A 19,060-nucleotide genomic window follows, 5' to 3' on the forward strand; every position below is an offset into this window, starting at 1 on the left:
TCGTTGATTTAAAAGCGGAAGCGCCGGGTGCCTGTTAAAATGCTGTCAATGGACACCACGAGCACTTTACATGACACTTTCGACGGCGCATGCCACTGAGAAGCACGATGTCGCGGTTCGCACGACCTGGACGAGTATCGCGCTTAACAGCGGGCTCACGTCCGCCCAACTCGCGGTCGGGCTGATTGCGCATTCGCAGGCTTTGATTGCGGACGGCGTCCATTCACTCGCCGATATCGTTTCGGATCTCGTCGTTCTGATTGCGAACCGAAAGGCGGCGGCCGTACCGGACGTGGATCATAACTACGGCCATAGCCGCTACGAAACCGTGGCGTCGCTATTCCTCGGCGGATTACTGATTGCCGTCGGCGTCGGCATGTTATGGCGTGCGGGCGCGCGCATCATGAATCTCGGCGACATACCGCCGGTTCATGCGAGCGCTTTGGTCGTCGCCATAATCGTTCTTGTTTCCAAAGAGGCGCTGTTTCGCTATATGCTGCGCGCGGCCGAACGCGTGCGGTCTGCAATGCTCGTCGCGAATGCGTGGCATGCGCGATCCGATGCGGCTTCTTCGCTTGTCGTCGCGCTCGGCATCGTCGGCAGTATCGCAGGGTTTCGGATTCTCGATCCCATCGCGGCGGCGCTTGTCGGCTTTCTGGTAGGCCGAATGGGATGGACATTCGCATGGGATGCGCTCCAAGACCTTTCCGATCGCGCGCTGGATGAAACGACCACGGCGGATTTTCGCGGCATTTTGCTGGGCACGCCCGGCGTGCGTGATGTGCACGAGTTGCGCACTCGCAAAATGGGCGATCTCGCCATTGTCGACGCGCACATTCTTGTGGACCCGCTGATCTCCGTGTCGGAGGGTCATTACATCGCCGAATCCGCGCGGGCGCATATCCTGGCCGATTCGCGCGTAATCGACGCCCTCATTCACGTCGATCCGGAAAGCGATGCGGTGAATCCGCTGCCCGGCAACTTTCCGCTGCGTTCGACGGTGACGAAGGCGGTGACTGCTGCGTTTTCAGAGCAGGGCTTATCCGTCGATACGTTGAACCTGCACTATCTGAAGCGCGGCTTCGACGTGGAGATCGTTTTGCCATACGCGGCAGAGAGCGAGACGGCTCCCCGACTCGCTAACTTAAATCTGGACGCGCTCAGGCAACGACTGGGCGCGCGTCAGATTCGCGTGACGCAGGCTGTGAAAGTGGCCGCGCCTCAACGCGCGAGAAACGCCTCGGAATAAGGCGCGCGGTTAAAGCGGCAATTGCGTGTCGAACTTGATTTCGCGGAGCACGACGCTCGTTCGCACTTGCGCGACCGCCGGAATCTTGAAGATGCGGTCGTGAAGAAACGCGTCGTACGCCTTGATATCGGGCGCGACGATCTTCAGGATGTAATCGGATTCGCCCGTCGTGCTGTAGCACTCGGTCACTTCAGGGCACGTGGCGATTTCGCGCTCGAATTGCTCGACGCCGCCTTCCGTATGGCGCGTCAAATGAATATGCGCGAGCGCGCAGACGTGCAGTCCTAGCTTTTCACGGTCGAGCAGCGCCGTATAACGCTGAATGACGCCGGACTGCTCCATGTCCTTGATTCGCCGCCAGCACGGCGTACTCGACAGCCCGACCTGATCGGAGATTTCCTGAACGGAGCGCCGCGCATCCAGTTGCAGAAGACGCAGGATTTTTTGTGAGAATGTATCGAGAGTCAACTGCGCCTCCGTTCGGTCGCGATCTGACTCCAATGGTAGAGGCCCCAGAAAGGAAGCGCAATGCAACGCGGGCGCAACGAGGGAGATTCCCTAACTCACTGCCCTGCGGGCGGTGTTTTACCTTCAGGATGATCTTCCGTCGGTTCGTCAGCGCTCGCTGCCGCTTTCGTTGAAGCCAAAGTCGCTTGCAAGTGGCGCAGATCCGCGAGCATGTTGCAGAAGAGCGCGCCTTGCTCGATGGCGTCGTCGAGCGCCACATGCGTGTGCGGCAAGTCGTCGAACCAGTGCTTCGGCAAGCGCGGCTTGATCGCCTTCCGATACGGCAGGCCGGTGATGGCGAAGGCGAGCGTCTTCATATCCAGCGCCGACCACGAAAACGGGCAGCGCTGGGCGAAGCGCATCATGTACCAGAACATATGCGTGAAGTCGAAGCCCGCCGGATAAGCGACGAACACGGGCTTGCCCGGCAGCGCCTCGACCCATTCGACGTAATTCACGAGCGCCACTTCCGGCTTCTGCAGATCGGTCCGGCATGCGGCCCACGCTTCGGGCTGCGTCTTCCACCACGCGGCCTGCACCGGATGCGGGGCCGCGCCTTCGAGCGTTTCGAGATTCGCGGAGAAGGTGGCGATGAGTTGCTTGTCGGCCGTGTACGCTGCCGACGCGAAACTCAGCATCGAGTGCGGGCCGGGAATCGGGCCGTCTGCTTCGACGTCCGTGCTGACGTAGATTTCGGGGATCGCGTTCATGCGGCGACTCCATCGCGCACGAACGGATTCGTGCGGCGTTCTTCGCCAAAGGTCGATGCCGGGCCGTGGCCCGGAACGAAGGTGACGTCGTCGCCGAGCGGCCAGAGCTTCTCGCGGATCGAACGAATGAGCTCGGCGTGATCGCCGCGCGGAAAGTCCGTTCGGCCGATGGAGCCGGCGAACAGCACGTCACCGACGAACGCAAGCCGATGCTCGCGACTGAAGAACACGACATGCCCCGGCGTGTGGCCGGGACAGAAGAAGACTTCCAGCGTCTCGTTGCCGAACTGCACGGTCTCGCCGTCTTCCAGCCATCGGTCGGGCGTGAATGCTTGCGCGTTCGCGAAGCCGAACCGCTGTGATTGCGCCGGCAACTGATCGATCCAGAACGCGTCTTCCTTCTGCGGCCCTTCGATCTGCACGCCGTAATGATCCGCGAGCGCCTTCGCGCCGCCGCAGTGATCGAGATGACCGTGCGTGAGCAGCACCTTCTCGACCGTCACGCCCTGCCGATCCACCTCCGCGATGATCCGCTCGATGTCGCCGCCCGGATCGACGACGGCCGCGCGGCGCGTCGCTTCGCAAACGACGATAGAGCAGTTCTGCTGGAACGGCGTGACGGGAACGAGAGTGACTTTCATCGGTCTGTCCGGGGGACGGCGCCTGTAAAAACGTTCATTGTACCGGCCGCTCGGAAGCCGCGACGGTCGCGCGCGGACGCTTGGAAAAGACTGTCGCAATCGGAAATTCTTGCGCCCATAGGCAGAATCAATGACGATTTCCGCAGTCGGCGCAGCCAGACCCCGCTTTTTTTGTATAATGGGCTCACTAGTGCATGAGTTTGGTCATGCCGTCAATGGGCGACTGCCGAAATGCCAGTGCGTTTTTACAATCGCCATCAGTAAGCTGTTAGGGGCCAAAAGCCTCGCAACTGCAACTCAACGCACCTTCTTGTAGGTGCACACGTCTTGTCCAGCCGGGCGCTGCGCGTCCGTTCGATGGCCTTTGCCGCCGTCACGCTGGATGGGGCCTACGCCGCCGTTCCTGCGCCGTCTCGTGGTCGAGGCGGGCACGAGCGTGATGCCACGTTCGATGGCGGCATGTGGGGTCTGGTCAGGCTGCCGGGGACAGGTTGCGCCAGACGTGAACGATAACCGGGCGTTTGCGGCACGAGTACGCCGCATCCGAGCATCAGTCTGCCGTTCGCTTACGCGAGCGGCGCGCTGCTTTGCGCGGACAAGCCTTTGGCTGCCTGACGCGCGCTCACCGGCGCGGCGCGGCGGCCCTTTTACCGTTGGTAACCGCCTATGAATGCTCGATTCATTCGACATATCGCAAGCCTGTTCGCTGTCGGCGTCCTGGCAGGTTGCGCCGCGCCCGGTTCGGGCGATGTCGCGTCATATCATCAGACCACGCCTACTATTAGCATGGCAAGTGCCCGCTCGAATGCGCCGCTCGCATTCGACACGAACCTGAGCACGGTTCCGGCCGACAATGCGAACAAGAGCCAGTCGCTCTCCGACGCGCAGCCGATCACGGACAGCCCGGACGTCGGCACGTTCGAGCAGAAGGGCAAGGCTTCGTGGTACGGCCGCTGGTTTCATGGCCGCAAGACGGCGAGCGGCGAGAAGTTCGACATGAACGCGATGACCGCCGCCCACCGCACGCTGCCGCTCGCATCGTGGGTGCGCGTGACGAACGAGTCGAATCACAAGACCGTCGTCGTGAAGATCAACGATCGCGGTCCTTACGTGCGTGGCCGCGTGATCGACCTGTCGTATGCCGCCGCCGCCGCGCTCGGTATGCGCGGCGTGGGCACGCAGAAAGTGAAGATCGAAGGCCTCACGCAGCAGGAAGCGCGTGCGGCGCGCGAGCAGTCGCAGTCGCTCGCGGATGACAGCGTGAACTGAGCTTTTTCTCGCTCATGTGATTCTCGACGGGCCGTCTTTCGACGGCCCGTTTTCATTCTTGCGCAGGCTTATTGAGCCGCAGCGCGCGCTCGTAGAGTGCATTGCGCGGCGCGCCCGTGAGCGTCGCCGCGATCCGCGCCGCGCTTTTCACCGACAACTCTTCCAGCAGCGTGAGAAGCAGCGCATCGTGCGCGTCCTCGGCATCCCCCGCTTCCGGCGCGCCTTCCACCACGAGCACGAACTCGCCGCGCTGACGATTGGCATCTCCTTCGAGCCACGTTGGCCCTTCGGCCAGGGTGCAGCGATGCAGGCTCTCGTGTAGCTTCGTCAACTCGCGTGCGATCAGAAGCTGCCGCTCGCCACCCAACGCATCGGCGAGCGCGCGCGTCGTTTCGACAATGCGATGCGGCGCTTCGTAGAAGACGAGCGCCATCGGATGCCGCGCGAGCGTGCGCAATTGCGAGGCGCGCTGCTTTGCCTTCGATGGAAGAAAGCCGACGAACGTGAAGCCGTTGACCCACGCGCCCGCCGCGCTCAATGCGGTGACGACCGCGCTCGGCCCCGGAAGCGGAACCACGGGCAGGCCGGCTGCGCGCACGGCATCGACGAGACGCGCGCCGGGGTCCGAAATGCCGGGCGTGCCTGCATCCGATACACACGCGACGCGCTCGCCGCTGCGCAGATGCTCGATCACGCGCTCGGCCGCGCTGCGTTCATTGTGCTCGTGCACGGCGATGGACGGCTTCGAGATGCCGTAACGTGCGAGCAGTTGCGCGGTGTTGCGCGTGTCTTCGGCGGCGATGCGATCGACGAGCGAAAGCACATGCAGCGCGCGCACGGTGATATCCGCCGCATTGCCGATGGGCGTAGCGACAACGTACAGCGCGCCCGCCGGATACTGCTGCCCGGCGGCCAGTTCAGTGATTTGCAGCATGTGCGCGGGCGGGCGTAGAGCAAAGAGGAGAGGACGTCATTTTGCCACGCGAGCTTCGGCCTGCCCGCCGACAACTTTCACGGAGCACGAATGTCCAAAACGCTCGGCGATGCTTTCGAGGCACGCGCGCTTCACTATCTCGAGCGGCGGCGCATGCGACTTGTCGCGCGAAACGTGCGCTGTCGCGGCGGCGAGATCGATCTCGTGATGATGGATGATCGCGGCGCGCTGGTGTTCGTCGAAGTGCGGGCGCGCAGGAGCCGCCGGTTCGCGGATGCGGCGACGAGCATCGGCGCGACGAAGCGCGCGCGCCTCGTGCGCGCCGCGCAGCACTATCTGACGACGTGGCGCGGCGCGCTTCCGGCGTGCCGCTTTGATGTGATTGCATTCGACGCGGGCGAGATTCGCTGGCTGCCGGATGCGTTTCGCGCGGACGAGTCGTAGCGCGCGGTTCGGCGCAGGGTGCATGCGGTAAACTGCGCAGACTCAACGCCGGGACGCGCGCCGCGATTTGCGCGCGCCTCGCTTCCAACGCCACACGCAATGAACGCCGCATCGCGGCCGAACACCGAGAGTCGATGTCAGTCGAACGCATTCAACAGCAATTCCGCGACAGCGCCGCACACACGCTCGAAGCACTCGATACGCTCGCGGTGCCCATCGCGGCCGCCGTCGATACGCTGTTCAGCGCGCTCGCCAACGGCTCGAAGATTCTCGTATGCGGCAACGGCGCGTCGGCGGCGGATGCGCAACGCTTTGCGGCCGCGTTGATCGGCCGCTTCGAGCGCGAACGCCCCGGCTTGCCGGCTATCGCGCTGACCACGGATTCCTCGATTCTTACGGCCATCGGCAACGACTTCGCGTTCGAGCAGATCTTCTCCAATCAGGTCCGCGCGCTCGGACAAGCCGGCGACGTCTTGCTGGCGATCAGTGCATCGGGCAACTGCGTGAACGTGCTCGCCGCCGTGCAGGAAGCGCACGAACGCGAGATGGTCGCGATCGCGCTGACCGGCGACGGCGGCGGCGCGATGACCGACGTGCTCGCTGATACAGACATCCACATCTGCGTGCCGTCCGAACGGACCGCGCGTATCCACGAAATACATCTGTTGACCATTCATTGCCTGTGCGACGGCATCGACGCGATGCTGCTGGGCGGAGACTGAATCTAAAAGGGGGAACGGAGTTGATGAAGAAGACACGCGTCAAGGCGGCGCTGGCTCAAGCCACGCTGACGGTCAGCCTGTTGTCCGGCGTCGCGCTGACGATGCAGGGTTGCGCGCTCGCGGTGGTGGGCGCGGCGGCGGGTGGCACGCTGATCGCCACGGATCGCCGCACGCTCGGCGCGCAGACCGAAGACCGCGAGATTCAGGTAAAGGCGCTTTCGCGGATCAAGGAGAACGTGTCCGATCAGGCGCACATCAACGTGACGGTGTTCAACCGGCGCGTGCTGCTGACGGGCGAAGTGCCCGACGACGCGTCCAAGCAAAAGGCCGAAGCTGTCGTGCGCGATATCAACAACGTGGGCGGTATCGTGAACGAACTGTCGGTGCAGCCGGCGAGTTCGATATCGTCGCGCGCTAACGATTCGTACCTCGAAGGCCGCGTGAAGACCGCGATGGTCGGCGAGAAGGATCTGTCGGCCAACTACTACAAGGTGGTGTGCGAACGAAGCATCATCTATCTGATGGGCCTCGTCACGCAGGACGAAGGCGCGCATGGCGCGGATGTGGCGGCGCGCGTGTCGGGCGTCGAGCAGGTCGTGAAGGTCTATCAGTACATCAAGCCGGAAGAAGCGAAGGCGCTGGCAGCGGCGGCGTCGGGCGCGAGTTCATCGACGGCGCCGACGCCCGCGCCTGCGGAAGCGACGGTCGGCACGGTGCCGGATTCGTCGGTGACGTCGCGGCCGCTCGATCAGCAGACTCCGGCGCCCGTCAAGAATTCTGATGTGCGTCCGGGCAGTTCCAGTTCAGCGAAGTAATGGTGCGTCAAGATGGTTGAAGCAAGGTTTGTCGTGGCTGCGTTGTTGGCGGCATCGGGCTATGCGGTGGCGGCGGATCAGCCGGTTGCGTCGGTTTCCTCGGCGAACGCGATGGCGATTGCGCGCAGCAATGCGTGCATGGGCTGTCACGCGGTGGATCGCAAGCTCGTGGGACCGTCGTTTCAGCAGGTCGCGCAGAAGTACAAGGGCGATGCTCAGGCGAGCGCCAAGCTCGCCAAGAAAGTGAAGGACGGCGGCGCCGGCGTGTGGGGCTCGATTCCGATGCCCTCGCACCCCGCGATGAACGACGGCGACATCAAGACCGTCGTCGCGTGGGTGCTCGCGGGGGCCCCGCAGAAGTAACACGTTGTGGCGCATCGGAGGGGCTTGATCGCAGGCCGCTTCGCTGTGGTAGAATCGCACTTCGTTGGGGGGGTAGCTCAGCTGGGAGAGCGTCGCGTTCGCAATGCGAAGGTCGGGAGTTCGATCCTCCTCCTCTCCACCATCACGTGTTCCGGGCAGTTCCAGAGGATTCTGCAGACCCCGCGTCCCGGAAGGCTCGCGGGGTTCTTGTTTCCATTCCCCGATTGGGGTTTCCATTCACAGCCGGGGGCCTTTCAGCGCAGTTTTAGGGGCATCAGGCTCATTTTTGAGCCTGCCAGAAATTTAGGCCTCCACGCTACGGGAGGTGTCCCATGCCTCTTACCGATTTGGAAGTTCGCCGGGCTGCCGCGCATGAGAAGGCGTACCGGGTCTCTGACGGCCGCTGCATGTATCTCGAGATTTCTCCCTCCGGCGGCAAATACTGGCGGTTCAACGACCGGGAGCGGAAGCTGGCGCTGGGCGTTCATCCGGATGTCACGCGCGCAGAAAACGCGATGGAGCCGGGCGCTGCTCGCCGATGGCATCGACCCTGTCCAGGCCAAGAAAGACAAAAAGCGCCTGGCGCGGCTCAACGCTGCCACTACCTTCGAGGCTGTCGCGGCTCGAGTGGTTCGAGCAGCATGCGCGCGGCTGGGCGCCGAGCGACTCCGAGAAGATCATGGGACGGTTGAAGAAGACCTGTTTCAGTGGCTTGGATCGCGTTACATTGCCGACATCACGCCGCTCGAAGTGCTGCGCCGTGCCGAGAAGCGGGGCGCTCACAAAACCGCACGCCGGCTTCAGCGGAACTGCGGCCAGATCTTTCGCTACGCCGCCGTGACCGGGCGCGCAATGCGCGATGTGAGCGCCGATTTACGTGGCGCGCTGCGGCCCAACGGCATACCCACTTCGCCTCGATTACGGATCCCGAGAAGGTCGGGGAAATGCTGCGCGCCTTCGATACCTTTTCCGGGACACTGGTCGTGCGCACCGCGCTGCACAACTTGCGCCGTTGCTGTTCGTACGATCCGGTGAACTGAGGCAGGCTGAGTGGACGCAGATAGATCTGGAACGCCGCGAATGACGCTATACCGTTTCCAAGACGAACATGGAGCATCTGGCACCACTGGCCACACCGGCGGTAGATATCCTGAAAGAGTTGCAGGCGCTGACGGGAAAATGGCGTTGCGTCTCTACAGGTCGGGATCGCTGAAACCCTATGAGCGGAGCGGCCATCGATGCCGCGCTGCAGCGGCTGGGCTTCGACAGGAAAACCGAGATCGCCGGCCACGGATTTCGGGCCACGGCTCGGACCATCGTTCACGAACGGCTCCGGTTTCCGGCCGAAGTTATCGAGCACCAACTGGCGCATCGGGTGCCCGACTCGCTCGGTAGTGAATAAAATCGCACCCGGTTCATCGACGACCGGATCGCGATGATGCAGGCGTGGGTTGACTATCTGAATCGGCTGAAGGCGGGCGCAGAAGTGAGGCCGATTCGGCCGAGAGGTGTTTCGAGCGAGCTTTTTTCTTATGGTGGCTGAATGCTGCATCTTCGGTCGATGTCAGGAAAACTCAATGCGACCGCTTCGCAAAGCGGGATTCCGTTCAACCTTGATCGGATGTGTCATCCAGCCGTATCGGACTCCGTCAGCGGCCCCATTCATATGTTGGCGAATGTGATCGATCAGAGCGCCAACTTGAACCTCTAGATCGGTGATCGTGCTCGCCAAAGCGGCACATAAGACTGAAAGCGAGTCCAACCACCGTTCATTCACGTAAAAGTGCACGTCGTCTGGCGAGCATTGACGTTCCCGACTTGCCGCCACAGCAATCATTATGACCAAGCGAACCACCTAAGTTCAAAGCGCCACAGCCGTTATCCTCATGAAAAATTCGTGGACCGTAGCGGACAGCCAGCGGCGCATATTGGCGAGTCCGCGTGCGCATTCCAGATTTGACACGAGACGGAAGAAGTGTGCTGGTCATTGCCAATCCTGGCTCGTGTATCATCGCCAACTCGCGATACGTGACGTGTTGCACATATACCAAGGTTACAAATGTCGGTTCAGCTACCAGGGGTTTCCGAACGAGTCTTCGAGTTTGCATTTAATTCAGAGTTCTGCGCGGCTAGCGGTTCAACGCTGGTCGGCTGTCCGTACATCCCGACTCAGAACCAAGAGAAGCGGCTGGGATACGATGTTTCGTTTAAGCTCAGCACAGGAAAGTCGTACAGGTCACTTTACCTTCAGCACAAGGTTTCTCGTAGAGTTGATGGCAGCAGTCCGTCAAATAAGCACTTTCGTGCCGCTGTAGGCTCTCCTTACTTTGCGTTTTCGCTCGACGTCGATCAATACAATTTGATCCATCGCTTCTCGCAAAAGCGGTCGCGTGAATTCTATTATTGTGCGCCGATTTTTACGCGCCGCAGCGAGCTAGATACGCACTTTCGTAGTGCGCAAGTCGTATCGAATTCAGCGTGGATTGATGTTTCGGGATGTGCATCGATTCCCCGTGGCGACGAAGAGTCGCACTGTATTGTGTACGATCCAGCCTTGAAAGGCGCGGCGCGCTTCTCGCAAGAACCTCAGTCTGGCTTGAAGATCCAACGAGCGTCCGTAGACGGAATGATTCAGTCGCAACGCACAGTAAGGTTCGACGCCAAATCGCTACGGGAAGAATATGAGGAGTTCTTCGAGACAATTGGCGACTGGTGGGATGAGGGTCGAAGAATACGGCGACGCAAGTCGGATGCAGATACCGATTTCAGAATGAAGCGCCAACGTCCTGCGCGTCGTAAGCACCTCAATACTCCGGAGGAAGCTGTAAGCGCAATTCGGGAACTCACGAGCGATTATCTCGGCGTTACATGGCTCGTCCACGAAGCGTAAAGAAGTGTGCGGGAAGCGGCGAACGGATAGGCGCCTAAGTTCGAAGAAGCGATTAGCGATGCAACTCTAAGAAAAGGCGAATTGCGCGGGCGCGCCGCAAACGGCGTGGAATGTCCACCCGGCTCCCGGGAGGGCGCCGATAAGGGCTCTCCGCTCATTCCATCGGGATCCCGTTCGGGGCCATGCCAGGCAGAACGGACCGAAGGGGGCGCGAAATTCGCTCCAAAGGCACGAGCCCGGCACCGTCAGGCAACCGACCCATGACGTGAAGGAACAATCGTCATCGTGGCAAACATCGTGCTCAATAACGCGCCAGAGCAGCAACTTCGCCCGCTCGCCGATTTGCTTTGTTTCCGCCGCTTTGCGCATTGACAGACGCCAACACCGTCCGTGCTGCCACTGACGTATGGATGGGGGAATTTTCGGTTGCCACCTCATACCTCTACAGGTTTTCGGTATCCGGCCTGATCGGAAATCGGAGGAAGCCCTGTACCTGTTGCCCAGGTCTGGCTACACCCCCATTTTCTTTCTGCTGTGATCCGCTACGTAGCGGATTGCCTTAAGCCGTTTCGGTCGGCGACGACTTCCTGCCTCGTGTAGCTGCAGACACATGCTCTCGTGCTACGTCCTTACCGCTCTGTCGAACTCGCCCCTTTGCTTCCGCACGGCGCATCGCATACCTCAGGGAATCGAGCGTCACCTGGATACCTTCCTGTGCGGCCTGCTCGATTACTTCATTGCGCGTGTAACCTTTCTCACGCGCCGTGCCGATCTGTGTCCGAATGGATTAAAAGCCATCCCCTACTTTGACCAGCTGAGTGTCTTTCGCCTTTTCCGGCAGCGTATCCAGCCTGCGTCCTAGCGCCTCCCATTGTCCTCGCGGGAAAGTCCTGATACTCGGCATGACTCGCTCCGACGCACGACATTGATCGCATCTTGGAACAGGCGTTAACCCGTCCTCCTATGCAGGCGACTGAGATTTGTTCGTCCATCTTCCGGGCGACGTACCGGGTGGCTGGCTAGCATGCCGCATCGGCCAAGCGCTGAGCGGGATGCTCGGAAATGTACTTCAGCGAGCATGGCGGCCGGCATCACGTGCTGCACGATGCGCGTGCGAACCGATACCTGATGGAGGGCTGACCGCGCGCGGCCAACGCGTAAAAGTCCGGTTGCGGGGATGGTCTTTTCAGGGCTCTATAGCTCAAAGCAAGGCAAGCCCGCGACGCGGGCGCGAAAGCCCGAAGCAAAGGCGGCGCGGGGAGTCGGTGGCCTGCACGGATAGTCAGTGTAAGCGCCTATGGCAACGGCTTCAAATCCAGTTCTCTCAAGAAAGCGTTATGCTTGTCCTTCGCAGCCGCAATCGCTTTTTCTATCTCCACCAGTTCTTGGTGATTCTCATCCAGAAAGATCTCCGTCTCGTTCACCGCCGTACTGATATAGCGTGAGATGTTCAGGTTGAAATCGTTCTTCTCGATCTCGCCCATCTCCACCCTGCGCGAGTAGCGCGCCTCTTCTTCGCGGAACTGGTAGGTCTTGATAATCTTGGCGATGTGCTCGGGCTTGAGCTGGTTCTGGCGTTTGCCTTTCTCGAAGTTCTCCGGCCCGCTTGCGTTAATGAACAGCACATCGTCCGGCTTCTTGCACTTCTTCAACACTAGGATGCAGACGGGGATGCCGGTGGAATAGAACAGATTGGCGGGCAGGCCGATCACCGTGTCGACGTGCCCGTCCTTCAGCAGCTTGATGCGAATGCGTTCTTCCGCCCCACCTCGGAAAAGCACCCCGTGCGGCAGGATGATCGCCATCACGCCTTCGTCTTTGAGGTAGTGGAAACCGTGCAGCAGGAAAGCGAAGTCGGCAGCAGACTTGGGCGCGAGGCCGTGGCTCTTGAAGCGCACGTCGTCGGCCAGGGCCTCGGTCGGTTCCCACCGGTAGCTGAAGGGCGGGTTGGCAACGATGGCGTCAAAGCCGGGCTTCTTGGCCGGGTTCTGCTCGCGCATCATGTCCCACTCGTTAAGCAGGGTATCCCCGTGGAAGATCTCGAACTCTGTGTCTTTCACCCCGTGCAACAGCATGTTCATGCGTGCGAGGTTGTAGGTCGTGATGTTCTTTTCCTGGCCGAAGATCCTGCCGATGGTGCCGTTCGCCTTGGCCACTTTCTTGCGCACGTTGAGCAACAGCGAGCCAGAGCCACACGCGAAGTCCAGCACGCTTTCTAGCCGCTTCTTCGTCCCGGTTTTCGGTTCCTGACTGTCCAGCGTGACGATCGAGGAGAGGATGTCGGAAATCTGCTGCGGGGTGTAGAACTCGCCAGCCTTCTTGCCGGACCCAGCGGCAAACTGGCCTATCAGGTATTCATAGGCATCGCCCAGCGCGTCGACGTCGGTGGAGAACTCCGCCAGTCCTTCGGCGATTTTCTGGATGATGGCGCAGAGCTTGGCGTTCCGGTCGGCGTAGGTTTTGCCGAGCTTCGGGGAACTCAGATCGATCTCGGAGAACAGACCCCGAAAGGTGCTGTCGAAGGATTCCGTCTCGATGTACTTAAAGCCCTCTTGCAGGGTGTTCAGCAGCTCTGCGTCCTGGGTGCGGGCCAGGTTGGCGATGCTGTTCCAGAGATGCGCGGGCTGAATGACGTAATGCACCTTCCGGCGCATCTGCTTCTCAAACGCCGGGATGTCGTCAACGTTGTTCGCATACCAGAGCGCCAGCGGCACATTGCGGATGTCGCTTTCCACATCAGGGTAGTCCCGCCCCAACTCTTTCTTCGCCGCCGTTTCGTAATTGTCTGAAAGGTAGCGCAGGAAAAGGAAGGACAGCATGTAGTCGCGGAAGTCGTCCGCATCCATGGCGCCGCGGAGTTGGTCCGCGATGCTCCAGAGGGTCTGGTTGAGTTGCTTTTGTTTGGATTCGTTCATGGGGTCGTGGCAGGTGCGGCGGAGGTTGCTGCGGGTGCTACGGCTGGTGTCGGTGTTGGCGCCGTCTCAAGAATGTCAGGCAGGTCGAATCGGAATTTGGTCGTGAAGTCTTCAAGAATGCGCCGGAACAGCTCTTTGTTGTCCTCCCCCATTTCGGTCGGCTCATGGATGGCGTATTTGCCATGACTGAGGAGGTTCAGAGCGCGGTTGTAGAGTGCACGGTCTTCCTCGATGCTCAGCGCCTTGAGGCAGAAGGAGATGTCAGCGTGGCCGAAGAACGACGCCGTTTTTTCCATGATGCTGCGCAGGGCGTTGAAATGGAAGGTGTAGAGCTTGCCGGTGTTGGGGGCCGCAGCAAGGTGGAGCTCCGCAAGTGACGCGACGTGATGGAAAAAGGGCGTGTCCTCTGTAGCTCGCAGGGTATACACGCCGTCTCCGTTCGGACGATGCAGAAAGTAGCGCTTGTGGGTCACTCTCGGCTCGCCCTCTTTTGCTCTGCCAATCTCGTTACACATCACGTTGAAGAAAAGGGCGTGATGGGATGAGAAAACCACCTTGATGGGCGCGGGCACGCCGTTCTGGTCTTTGCGGCTTGCAGCCCGGCGCAAGAGCTGTGCGAGATCACAGGCCACGGCGATGGCGTTGTTGTCGTCCAGCGAGGAGATGGGGTCGTCGATGTAGAGATATTTGTTCAACTGATAGGAGACGTGACCGTCGAGCATCCGCTCGCAAATGGCCATGAAGAGGCACCAGATGAAGATGTTCTGCTCGCCACGGGAGATCTTGATATTTTCGGCCTCACCTTTGCGGAATGTGACCTTCCATGTCTCGTAGTCAATGTCGAAATCGAAGTCCGCGTAGCGGTCGAGGTAGCCGGCAAGCGTTTCGTCCAGTGCGAGGTCTTTCAGGCCATTGAAGAAGGTAGAGTTGGTATTGAGTTGGAGCCGCCGGACAGCATCACCGTCCAGATCATTGTCCCAGGTGAACAAGTCTTCGGTAAAGGCATTGAAATAGAGGGTGTCGGGGGTGCCGCTATTCTTGCGCTTTCCCTCGTCCTTGAACTCCATCGACAGCCGCGTTTTGCCTGTGCGGTTGTAGGCATAGAGAAGGATGAGTTCAATCCCGGTGAGGTCAGACCGCAGCTTTCTCGCGAGTGTGCTGAGGTTGGCGTACTTATTGATCTTCGACTTGGTGCTCATGCGTCAATCTCTCCCGGGGACGGGAAAAGCTGCTGCATCAACCCTTTCTTGTGAGTCTTGAAGGCTTCGAGTTTTTGGGCTTCGGCGGAGATCCATGCGTCGAGGCTGCTCAGGCAGGAGGCAATGCGTTGCTGTTCGGCCAAGCCGGGAACAAGCACCGGCAAAGTCTTCAACTCGCTGGCCAGAATGTGTTTGATTGTGTTGCCGGTCGTAATCGTGAAGATCGCAAGTTTACCGATTGGCGAATAGAAGTAGTGAGCGAAGAATTCTGAACTTAGCTTGCGCTTCGGAGTGAGAATGACTAGCGCGTGACAGTTGGTCCCAGCGAAATCGGGACCAACAACTGCACACTCTCCGACATGTCCTGATTGGACCATCAAGATGTCACCTGTCTTGAGGTGCGATTTGCGCTGCCGATTGTGAAATTCACTGGTAATGAAAACAAGATTTTCGGCTTCGATCCGCCCCTGCTTGATGTTCCGCCCTTGAAGGTATCGAACACCATCGCTCGTCGTGTAATAGGGCGTCGCGGTGCCGACAAAGCCATTGCGAATGGGATCGAAATAATCGCCAAGATGCTCATCCTGCCACTCCCCGGCGTTTTGGAATTCGGGGAAGCGGAGGCGGGGTTGGGTTTCGCCTTCGCGGGGGAAGAGCTGCTGCATCAGACCTTTTTTATGGGTCTTGATCGCGTCCACTTTCCGCGCTTGCCCGGCTATCAGCTCATCCACCGAACACAGGCATTCGGCGATTTTTTGTTGTTCAGCGGGTGACGGCAGCGATGTACGCCACTCGCAAAGCCTGTCGAAATAGAGCCGGGTTCGCGTGCCTCCGGCTTTTTGCGATAGAGCAAACTCTTTGAAGTCGAGGCCATCATTCAACTTGGCGAGCAAGAAACGTGGGTTAAGACCTTTGGTGCTGAAAACGGGATACTCTTTGCTTACGGCAATCTCTCCGCCTGTTTCATTGATGTTGAATCTGAACAGGCCGTCGTCGCTCATGTGCCGGTAAACAAAGCAACCCGGTGGAACCACACCGTATTCGTTCTTGTTTTGAAGAACTTGACCGGCGAAGTAGGCGTCCTGGCGTTTCAACCCCTCCCGCGTGGAGCTATAGACCGGTAACTCGGTATCAGGCGGCACGCGACCAGAGGAGTCTTCAAGATAAGGTCCGATGAGTTTATTTTCCCATCCTTTCGCACCCCGAAACTCTGCAAACCGCAACCTCGGCAACAACTCGGGCGTTGTTTTTTTCTTCATGTCGGGGGCTTTTGTCTTACTGCTCATACGCGCTTAATCCTGAAATGTCGCGGCCACCGGCGCGTTTGATGAGTAGGGGATGCAAATCTTCCATTAGTGCAAGCTCCGCCTGGGTGCGGGCTTTCCAGCCGAGGTCGAGTGGGGCCATCAGGTCACTGAGCTGCTCGCCATCGAAGATCATGCGGTCGAGGATGCCGTCCACGAAGCTTTGAAGGGCGGCGGTGGTAAGGCCGTGCTTCGCGGCGATGTCGGCGACTTCCTTGGCGCTCTTCTCGGCCTTGAAGCGGGCATAGCCGTCGCGGATGGCGGCTTCAGAGAGGCCCTCACCCGCCTGGAGGGTGGCGATGTATTCTGCGATGTCGTCGCGCTCGTTCATGAACTTGGCGTCGGCGCTGATGAGGCCGATAAGTTCCTCGCGGGTCATCTTGGCCTTGCCGGGCCCCTTGGCGGAAAACTTGGCGATGAGGCCCATGATGTAGTCGTAGTCGATGACGGCGGAAGCGAAAAGGACAAACTCGAAGTCGAGCTGGTCCACGAGGTCATCGTTGCCGGGGCTATTACCTTCCTTGACGTCTTTGCCCTGCTGCGCTCTGAGCTCTTTGGCAGTTTGCAGATACTGGCCTTTGAAGCCGCGCAGGTTTTCATCGGGCAGCACCTGCTCAATGGCGGCCTTGTTGTCTTCGCTGAGGTCGGTGTATTGGTCCAGTTGGGTTTTGAGTCTCTGGACTTCCTTGAAGTGGCTGATGAAGGCGGCGCGGGCCTCGTCGCCCTTCAGGTTGGCTACGTCGGAGGGCGTGCAGGCAAGGCCCTGGGACGTCATGAAGTCGTCCAGCTTCTGCACTGCGGTCTCCAGCTTCCGGAGGACCACAGGTGCCTTGTCCACGAGCCAGATTTCCCGCGCCTGCTCGCCGGTCTTCTCTCCGGAGAAGAGGGCGATGGCAGCATCGACGGAATCGTGCTGCTGGCGAAAGTCGAGGATGTTGCCGTAGGGCTTGGTGCCGTTGAGCACGCGATTGGTGCGGGAGAACGCCTGGATCAAGCCGTGGTGCTTGAGGTTCTTGTCCACATAGAGCGTGTTCAGGAACTTGGAATCGAAGCCAGTGAGCAGCATGTCCACCACGATAGTGATGTCGATCTTCTGCGCGGCCGGGTAGTCGGCATTTGGCCACTGCTGGTCCTTGATGCGCTTCTGCACATCCTGGTAGTAGAGGTCGAACTCGCTCAAGCGGTGGTTAGTGCCGTAGCGGGCGTTGTAGTCGGCGAGGATGGCCTTGAGCGCAGCTTTCTTGCCCTCGGGATCTTCTTCGTTGTCCACCTGTTCCTGCGGCAGGTCTTCCTGGATCTGCTTCACATCTGGGTCGCCCTCGGCAGGCGGCGAAAAGACGCAGGCGACGTTCAGCGGCTTGAAATCGGGATCGCTAGCCTGCTTGTCCGCCTGCATGGTCTTGAACAGAGCGTGGTATTCGATGGCTTCGTTGATGGACGCCGTGGCGAGGATAGCGTTGAAGCGGCGCCCGCCGGTGGCTGCATTGTGCTTGGCAAGAATGGCCTCGATGACAGCCTTCTTGGGAATGGCTTCGCCGGGCTTTGGTGGGTTCTTACCCTCGGGCTTGAAGTAGTCGACGTGGAAGCGCAGGACGTTGCCATCCTCGATGGCATGGGTGATGGTGTAGGCGTGGAGCTGCTTGTGAAAGAGCTCCTCGGTGGTCCGATACGACGCCACGTCACCGTCGACTTTTATGCGACTGGCGTTGCCGTTGGGTCCACCAAATATCGGCGTGCCGGTAAAACCGAAGAGCTGCGCCCTCGGAAAGAATGCTTTGATGGCCTTGTGATTGTCGCCAAACTGCGAACGGTGACATTCGTCGAAGATGAAGACAATGCGCTTGTCCTGCAGTGCTTCGAGCTGCTCTTTGTAAGTGGCCTGGCCGCTTTTGCTGCGCTGCTTATTGCGCTTGCTGTTTTCGTCCAGCGCGAGGCCGAGTTTCTGAATGGTCGTGACGATAACCTTGTCGGCGTAGTCCTCTGAAAGCAGGCGGCGCACGAGGGCGGCGGTGTTGGTGTTTTCTTCGACGCAACCTTCCTGGAATTTGTTGAACTCTTCCCGGGTCTGGCGGTCGAGGTCTTTTCGATCGACGACGAACAGACACTTGTGGATGTGTTCGTTTTCCTTTAACAGGGTAGAGGCCTTGAAGGACGTGAGCGTCTTGCCGCTGCCAGTGGTGTGCCAGATATAGCCGTTCCCGTTGTCTTCGTCGATGCACTTGACGATGTGTTGCACGGCATAGACCTGGTATGGCCGCATGATCATAAGCTTTTGCTCGCCCGCAAGCAGCACCATGTAGCGGCTGATGGTGCGGCCGAGGTCGCACTTTCTCAGGAAGTGTTCGGCGAACTCGTCGAGTTGGGTGATTTTGCGGTTGTCCTCGCCTGCAAACTCATAGATGGGCAGAAAGCGCTCGTCGGCATTGAAGGCGAAGTGGCGGACGTTGTTGTTGGCGAAGTAGTAGGTGCGGTCGCGGTTGCTGACGATGAACAGCTGCATGAAGCAGAGTAGCGTCTTGGTGTAGCCGTTGCCCGGGTCGTGCTTGTATTCGACGATCTGCTCCATTGCCCTGCGTGGATTCACGCCTAGGGTCTTCAGCTCGATCTGCACACAGGGCACGCCGTTGATGAGGATGAGAACGTCGTAGCGGTGGTGGCTGTTGTCGGTGTTGATGCGGAGCTGGCGAACGACCTCGAAGTGGTTCTTGCACCAGTCCTTGATGTTCACCAGCGTGTAGTTCAACGGCGTGCCGTCGTCGCGGGTGAAGGCATTGATGCCCCGCAGTGTCTTGGCAGCGGTGTAGACATCCGGGGTAACTATTTCATCCAGGAGCCTGGCGAACTCGGCTTCGGTCAGCCTGACGCGGTTGAGGGCCTCGAACTTCTCCCGAAAGTTCTTTTCTAGTGCGCCGCGATCGCGAATGTCGTCGCGGTATTCGTACTTCAAGTTCTGAAGCTTGCCAAGGAAGCCGTATTCGATGTGCTCTTCCTTGACAAGGGGGCTCGGTGCTCCGGACGGCAGATCGTAGGTGAACTTGGATGAAGGCATGTGGGAGGAACGTGCGTTGGCTATGGCTCGGAATGCAATGCGGGTGGCG

18 protein-coding genes and 1 tRNA gene are annotated in these 19,060 nt (G+C 59.8%); 11 read left to right on the forward strand and 8 right to left on the reverse strand.

All coding sequences use genetic code 11. From position 1 onward, the window contains the following. Window positions 1-70: 70 nt before the first annotated feature. Window positions 71-1,249, forward strand: a complete 1,179-nt coding sequence (locus JYK05_RS13550) for a cation diffusion facilitator family transporter (protein WP_206467300.1) — start codon at window positions 71-73, stop codon at window positions 1,247-1,249. Between the two features lie 9 nt (window positions 1,250-1,258). Here the strand turns inward: JYK05_RS13550 and JYK05_RS13555 are convergent, their stop codons facing one another. The 3 genes from JYK05_RS13555 to JYK05_RS13565 form a co-directional block, all read right to left on the reverse strand. After that, window positions 1,259-1,717, reverse strand: coding sequence for an Lrp/AsnC family transcriptional regulator (locus tag JYK05_RS13555; protein ID WP_008352298.1), 459 nt, complete (start codon window positions 1,715-1,717; stop codon window positions 1,259-1,261). A 95-nt stretch (window positions 1,718-1,812) separates the two neighbouring features. Further along, window positions 1,813-2,466 carry an exonuclease gene (locus tag JYK05_RS13560; RefSeq protein WP_175938822.1) on the reverse strand — a complete coding sequence of 218 codons (654 nt, stop codon included), beginning with the start codon at window positions 2,464-2,466 and terminating at the stop codon, window positions 1,813-1,815. Beyond that, on the reverse strand, window positions 2,463-3,107 hold the full coding sequence (locus JYK05_RS13565; protein WP_175938824.1) for an MBL fold metallo-hydrolase: 645 nt from the start codon (window positions 3,105-3,107) through the stop codon (window positions 2,463-2,465). Before JYK05_RS13565 ends, JYK05_RS13560 begins: the two co-directional genes overlap by 4 nt. A gap of 666 nt (window positions 3,108-3,773) precedes the next feature. Between JYK05_RS13565 and JYK05_RS13570 the strand changes: the two genes are divergently transcribed. Further along, window positions 3,774-4,376 carry a septal ring lytic transglycosylase RlpA family protein gene (locus JYK05_RS13570; protein ID WP_175938826.1) on the forward strand — a complete coding sequence of 201 codons (603 nt, stop codon included), beginning with the start codon at window positions 3,774-3,776 and terminating at the stop codon, window positions 4,374-4,376. A 52-nt stretch (window positions 4,377-4,428) separates the two neighbouring features. Here JYK05_RS13570 and rsmI read toward each other — a convergent pair whose 3' ends face one another. Then, window positions 4,429-5,310: a 16S rRNA (cytidine(1402)-2'-O)-methyltransferase gene (gene rsmI / locus JYK05_RS13575; protein WP_206467301.1), complete on the reverse strand. Its 882-nt coding sequence runs from the start codon at window positions 5,308-5,310 to the stop codon at window positions 4,429-4,431. Window positions 5,311-5,400: 90 nt separating this feature from the next. Here rsmI and JYK05_RS13580 point away from each other — a divergent pair, with 90 nt between their 5' ends. The 9 genes from JYK05_RS13580 (at window position 5,401) to JYK05_RS13610 (ending at window position 10,544) form a co-directional block, all read left to right on the forward strand. Beyond that, the gene (locus tag JYK05_RS13580) at window positions 5,401-5,754 is read left to right on the forward strand and encodes a YraN family protein (protein WP_206467302.1); all 354 of its coding nucleotides are present in this window, start codon (window positions 5,401-5,403) and stop codon (window positions 5,752-5,754) included. Window positions 5,755-5,888: 134 nt separating this feature from the next. Beyond that, the gene (locus JYK05_RS13585) at window positions 5,889-6,476 is read left to right on the forward strand and encodes a phosphoheptose isomerase (RefSeq protein ID WP_206467303.1); all 588 of its coding nucleotides are present in this window, start codon (window positions 5,889-5,891) and stop codon (window positions 6,474-6,476) included. Between the two features lie 23 nt (window positions 6,477-6,499). Further along, window positions 6,500-7,291: a BON domain-containing protein gene (locus JYK05_RS13590; RefSeq protein ID WP_175938834.1), complete on the forward strand. Its 792-nt coding sequence runs from the start codon at window positions 6,500-6,502 to the stop codon at window positions 7,289-7,291. 12 nt (window positions 7,292-7,303) lie between these two features. Beyond that, on the forward strand, window positions 7,304-7,654 hold the full coding sequence (locus JYK05_RS13595; protein WP_175938836.1) for a c-type cytochrome: 351 nt from the start codon (window positions 7,304-7,306) through the stop codon (window positions 7,652-7,654). Window positions 7,655-7,720: 66 nt separating this feature from the next. Further along, a tRNA-Ala gene (locus JYK05_RS13600) sits at window positions 7,721-7,796 on the forward strand. Window positions 7,797-7,986: 190 nt separating this feature from the next. Next, a complete protein-coding gene (locus tag JYK05_RS26675; RefSeq protein ID WP_371826387.1) occupies window positions 7,987-8,346 on the forward strand; it encodes an Arm DNA-binding domain-containing protein in 360 nt (119 codons plus the stop codon). Continuing rightward, complete coding sequence (locus JYK05_RS26680; RefSeq protein ID WP_371826388.1) at window positions 8,282-8,689, forward strand: hypothetical protein; 408 nt, start codon at window positions 8,282-8,284, stop codon at window positions 8,687-8,689. The genes JYK05_RS26675 and JYK05_RS26680 overlap by 65 nt, the downstream gene beginning before the upstream one ends. Window positions 8,690-8,873: 184 nt before the next feature. After that, complete coding sequence (locus JYK05_RS26685; RefSeq protein WP_371826389.1) at window positions 8,874-9,056, forward strand: hypothetical protein; 183 nt, start codon at window positions 8,874-8,876, stop codon at window positions 9,054-9,056. Between the two features lie 657 nt (window positions 9,057-9,713). Then, a complete protein-coding gene (locus tag JYK05_RS13610) occupies window positions 9,714-10,544 on the forward strand; it encodes a hypothetical protein (RefSeq protein WP_175938838.1) in 831 nt (276 codons plus the stop codon). Window positions 10,545-11,839: 1,295 nt separating this feature from the next. Here the strand turns inward: JYK05_RS13610 and JYK05_RS13615 are convergent. Genes JYK05_RS13615 through JYK05_RS13630 form a run of 4 tightly spaced genes read right to left on the reverse strand, consistent with a single transcriptional unit; the run spans window position 11,840 to window position 19,011 of the window. Then, window positions 11,840-13,459: a type I restriction-modification system subunit M gene (locus JYK05_RS13615; protein WP_206467304.1), complete on the reverse strand. Its 1,620-nt coding sequence runs from the start codon at window positions 13,457-13,459 to the stop codon at window positions 11,840-11,842. After that, on the reverse strand, window positions 13,456-14,658 hold the full coding sequence (locus tag JYK05_RS13620) for an AAA family ATPase (RefSeq protein ID WP_175938842.1): 1,203 nt from the start codon (window positions 14,656-14,658) through the stop codon (window positions 13,456-13,458). The genes JYK05_RS13615 and JYK05_RS13620 overlap by 4 nt, the downstream gene beginning before the upstream one ends. Continuing rightward, window positions 14,655-15,944, reverse strand: a complete 1,290-nt coding sequence (locus JYK05_RS13625; protein ID WP_175938844.1) for a restriction endonuclease subunit S — start codon at window positions 15,942-15,944, stop codon at window positions 14,655-14,657. Before JYK05_RS13625 ends, JYK05_RS13620 begins: the two co-directional genes overlap by 4 nt. Next, a complete protein-coding gene (locus JYK05_RS13630) occupies window positions 15,934-19,011 on the reverse strand; it encodes a type I restriction endonuclease subunit R (RefSeq protein ID WP_241269812.1) in 3,078 nt (1,025 codons plus the stop codon). The genes JYK05_RS13625 and JYK05_RS13630 overlap by 11 nt, the downstream gene beginning before the upstream one ends. Between the last annotated feature and the right edge of the window lie 49 nt (window positions 19,012-19,060).

Source organism: Caballeronia sp. M1242 (assembly GCF_017220215.1).
Taxonomy (GTDB): Bacteria; Pseudomonadota; Gammaproteobacteria; order Burkholderiales; family Burkholderiaceae; genus Caballeronia.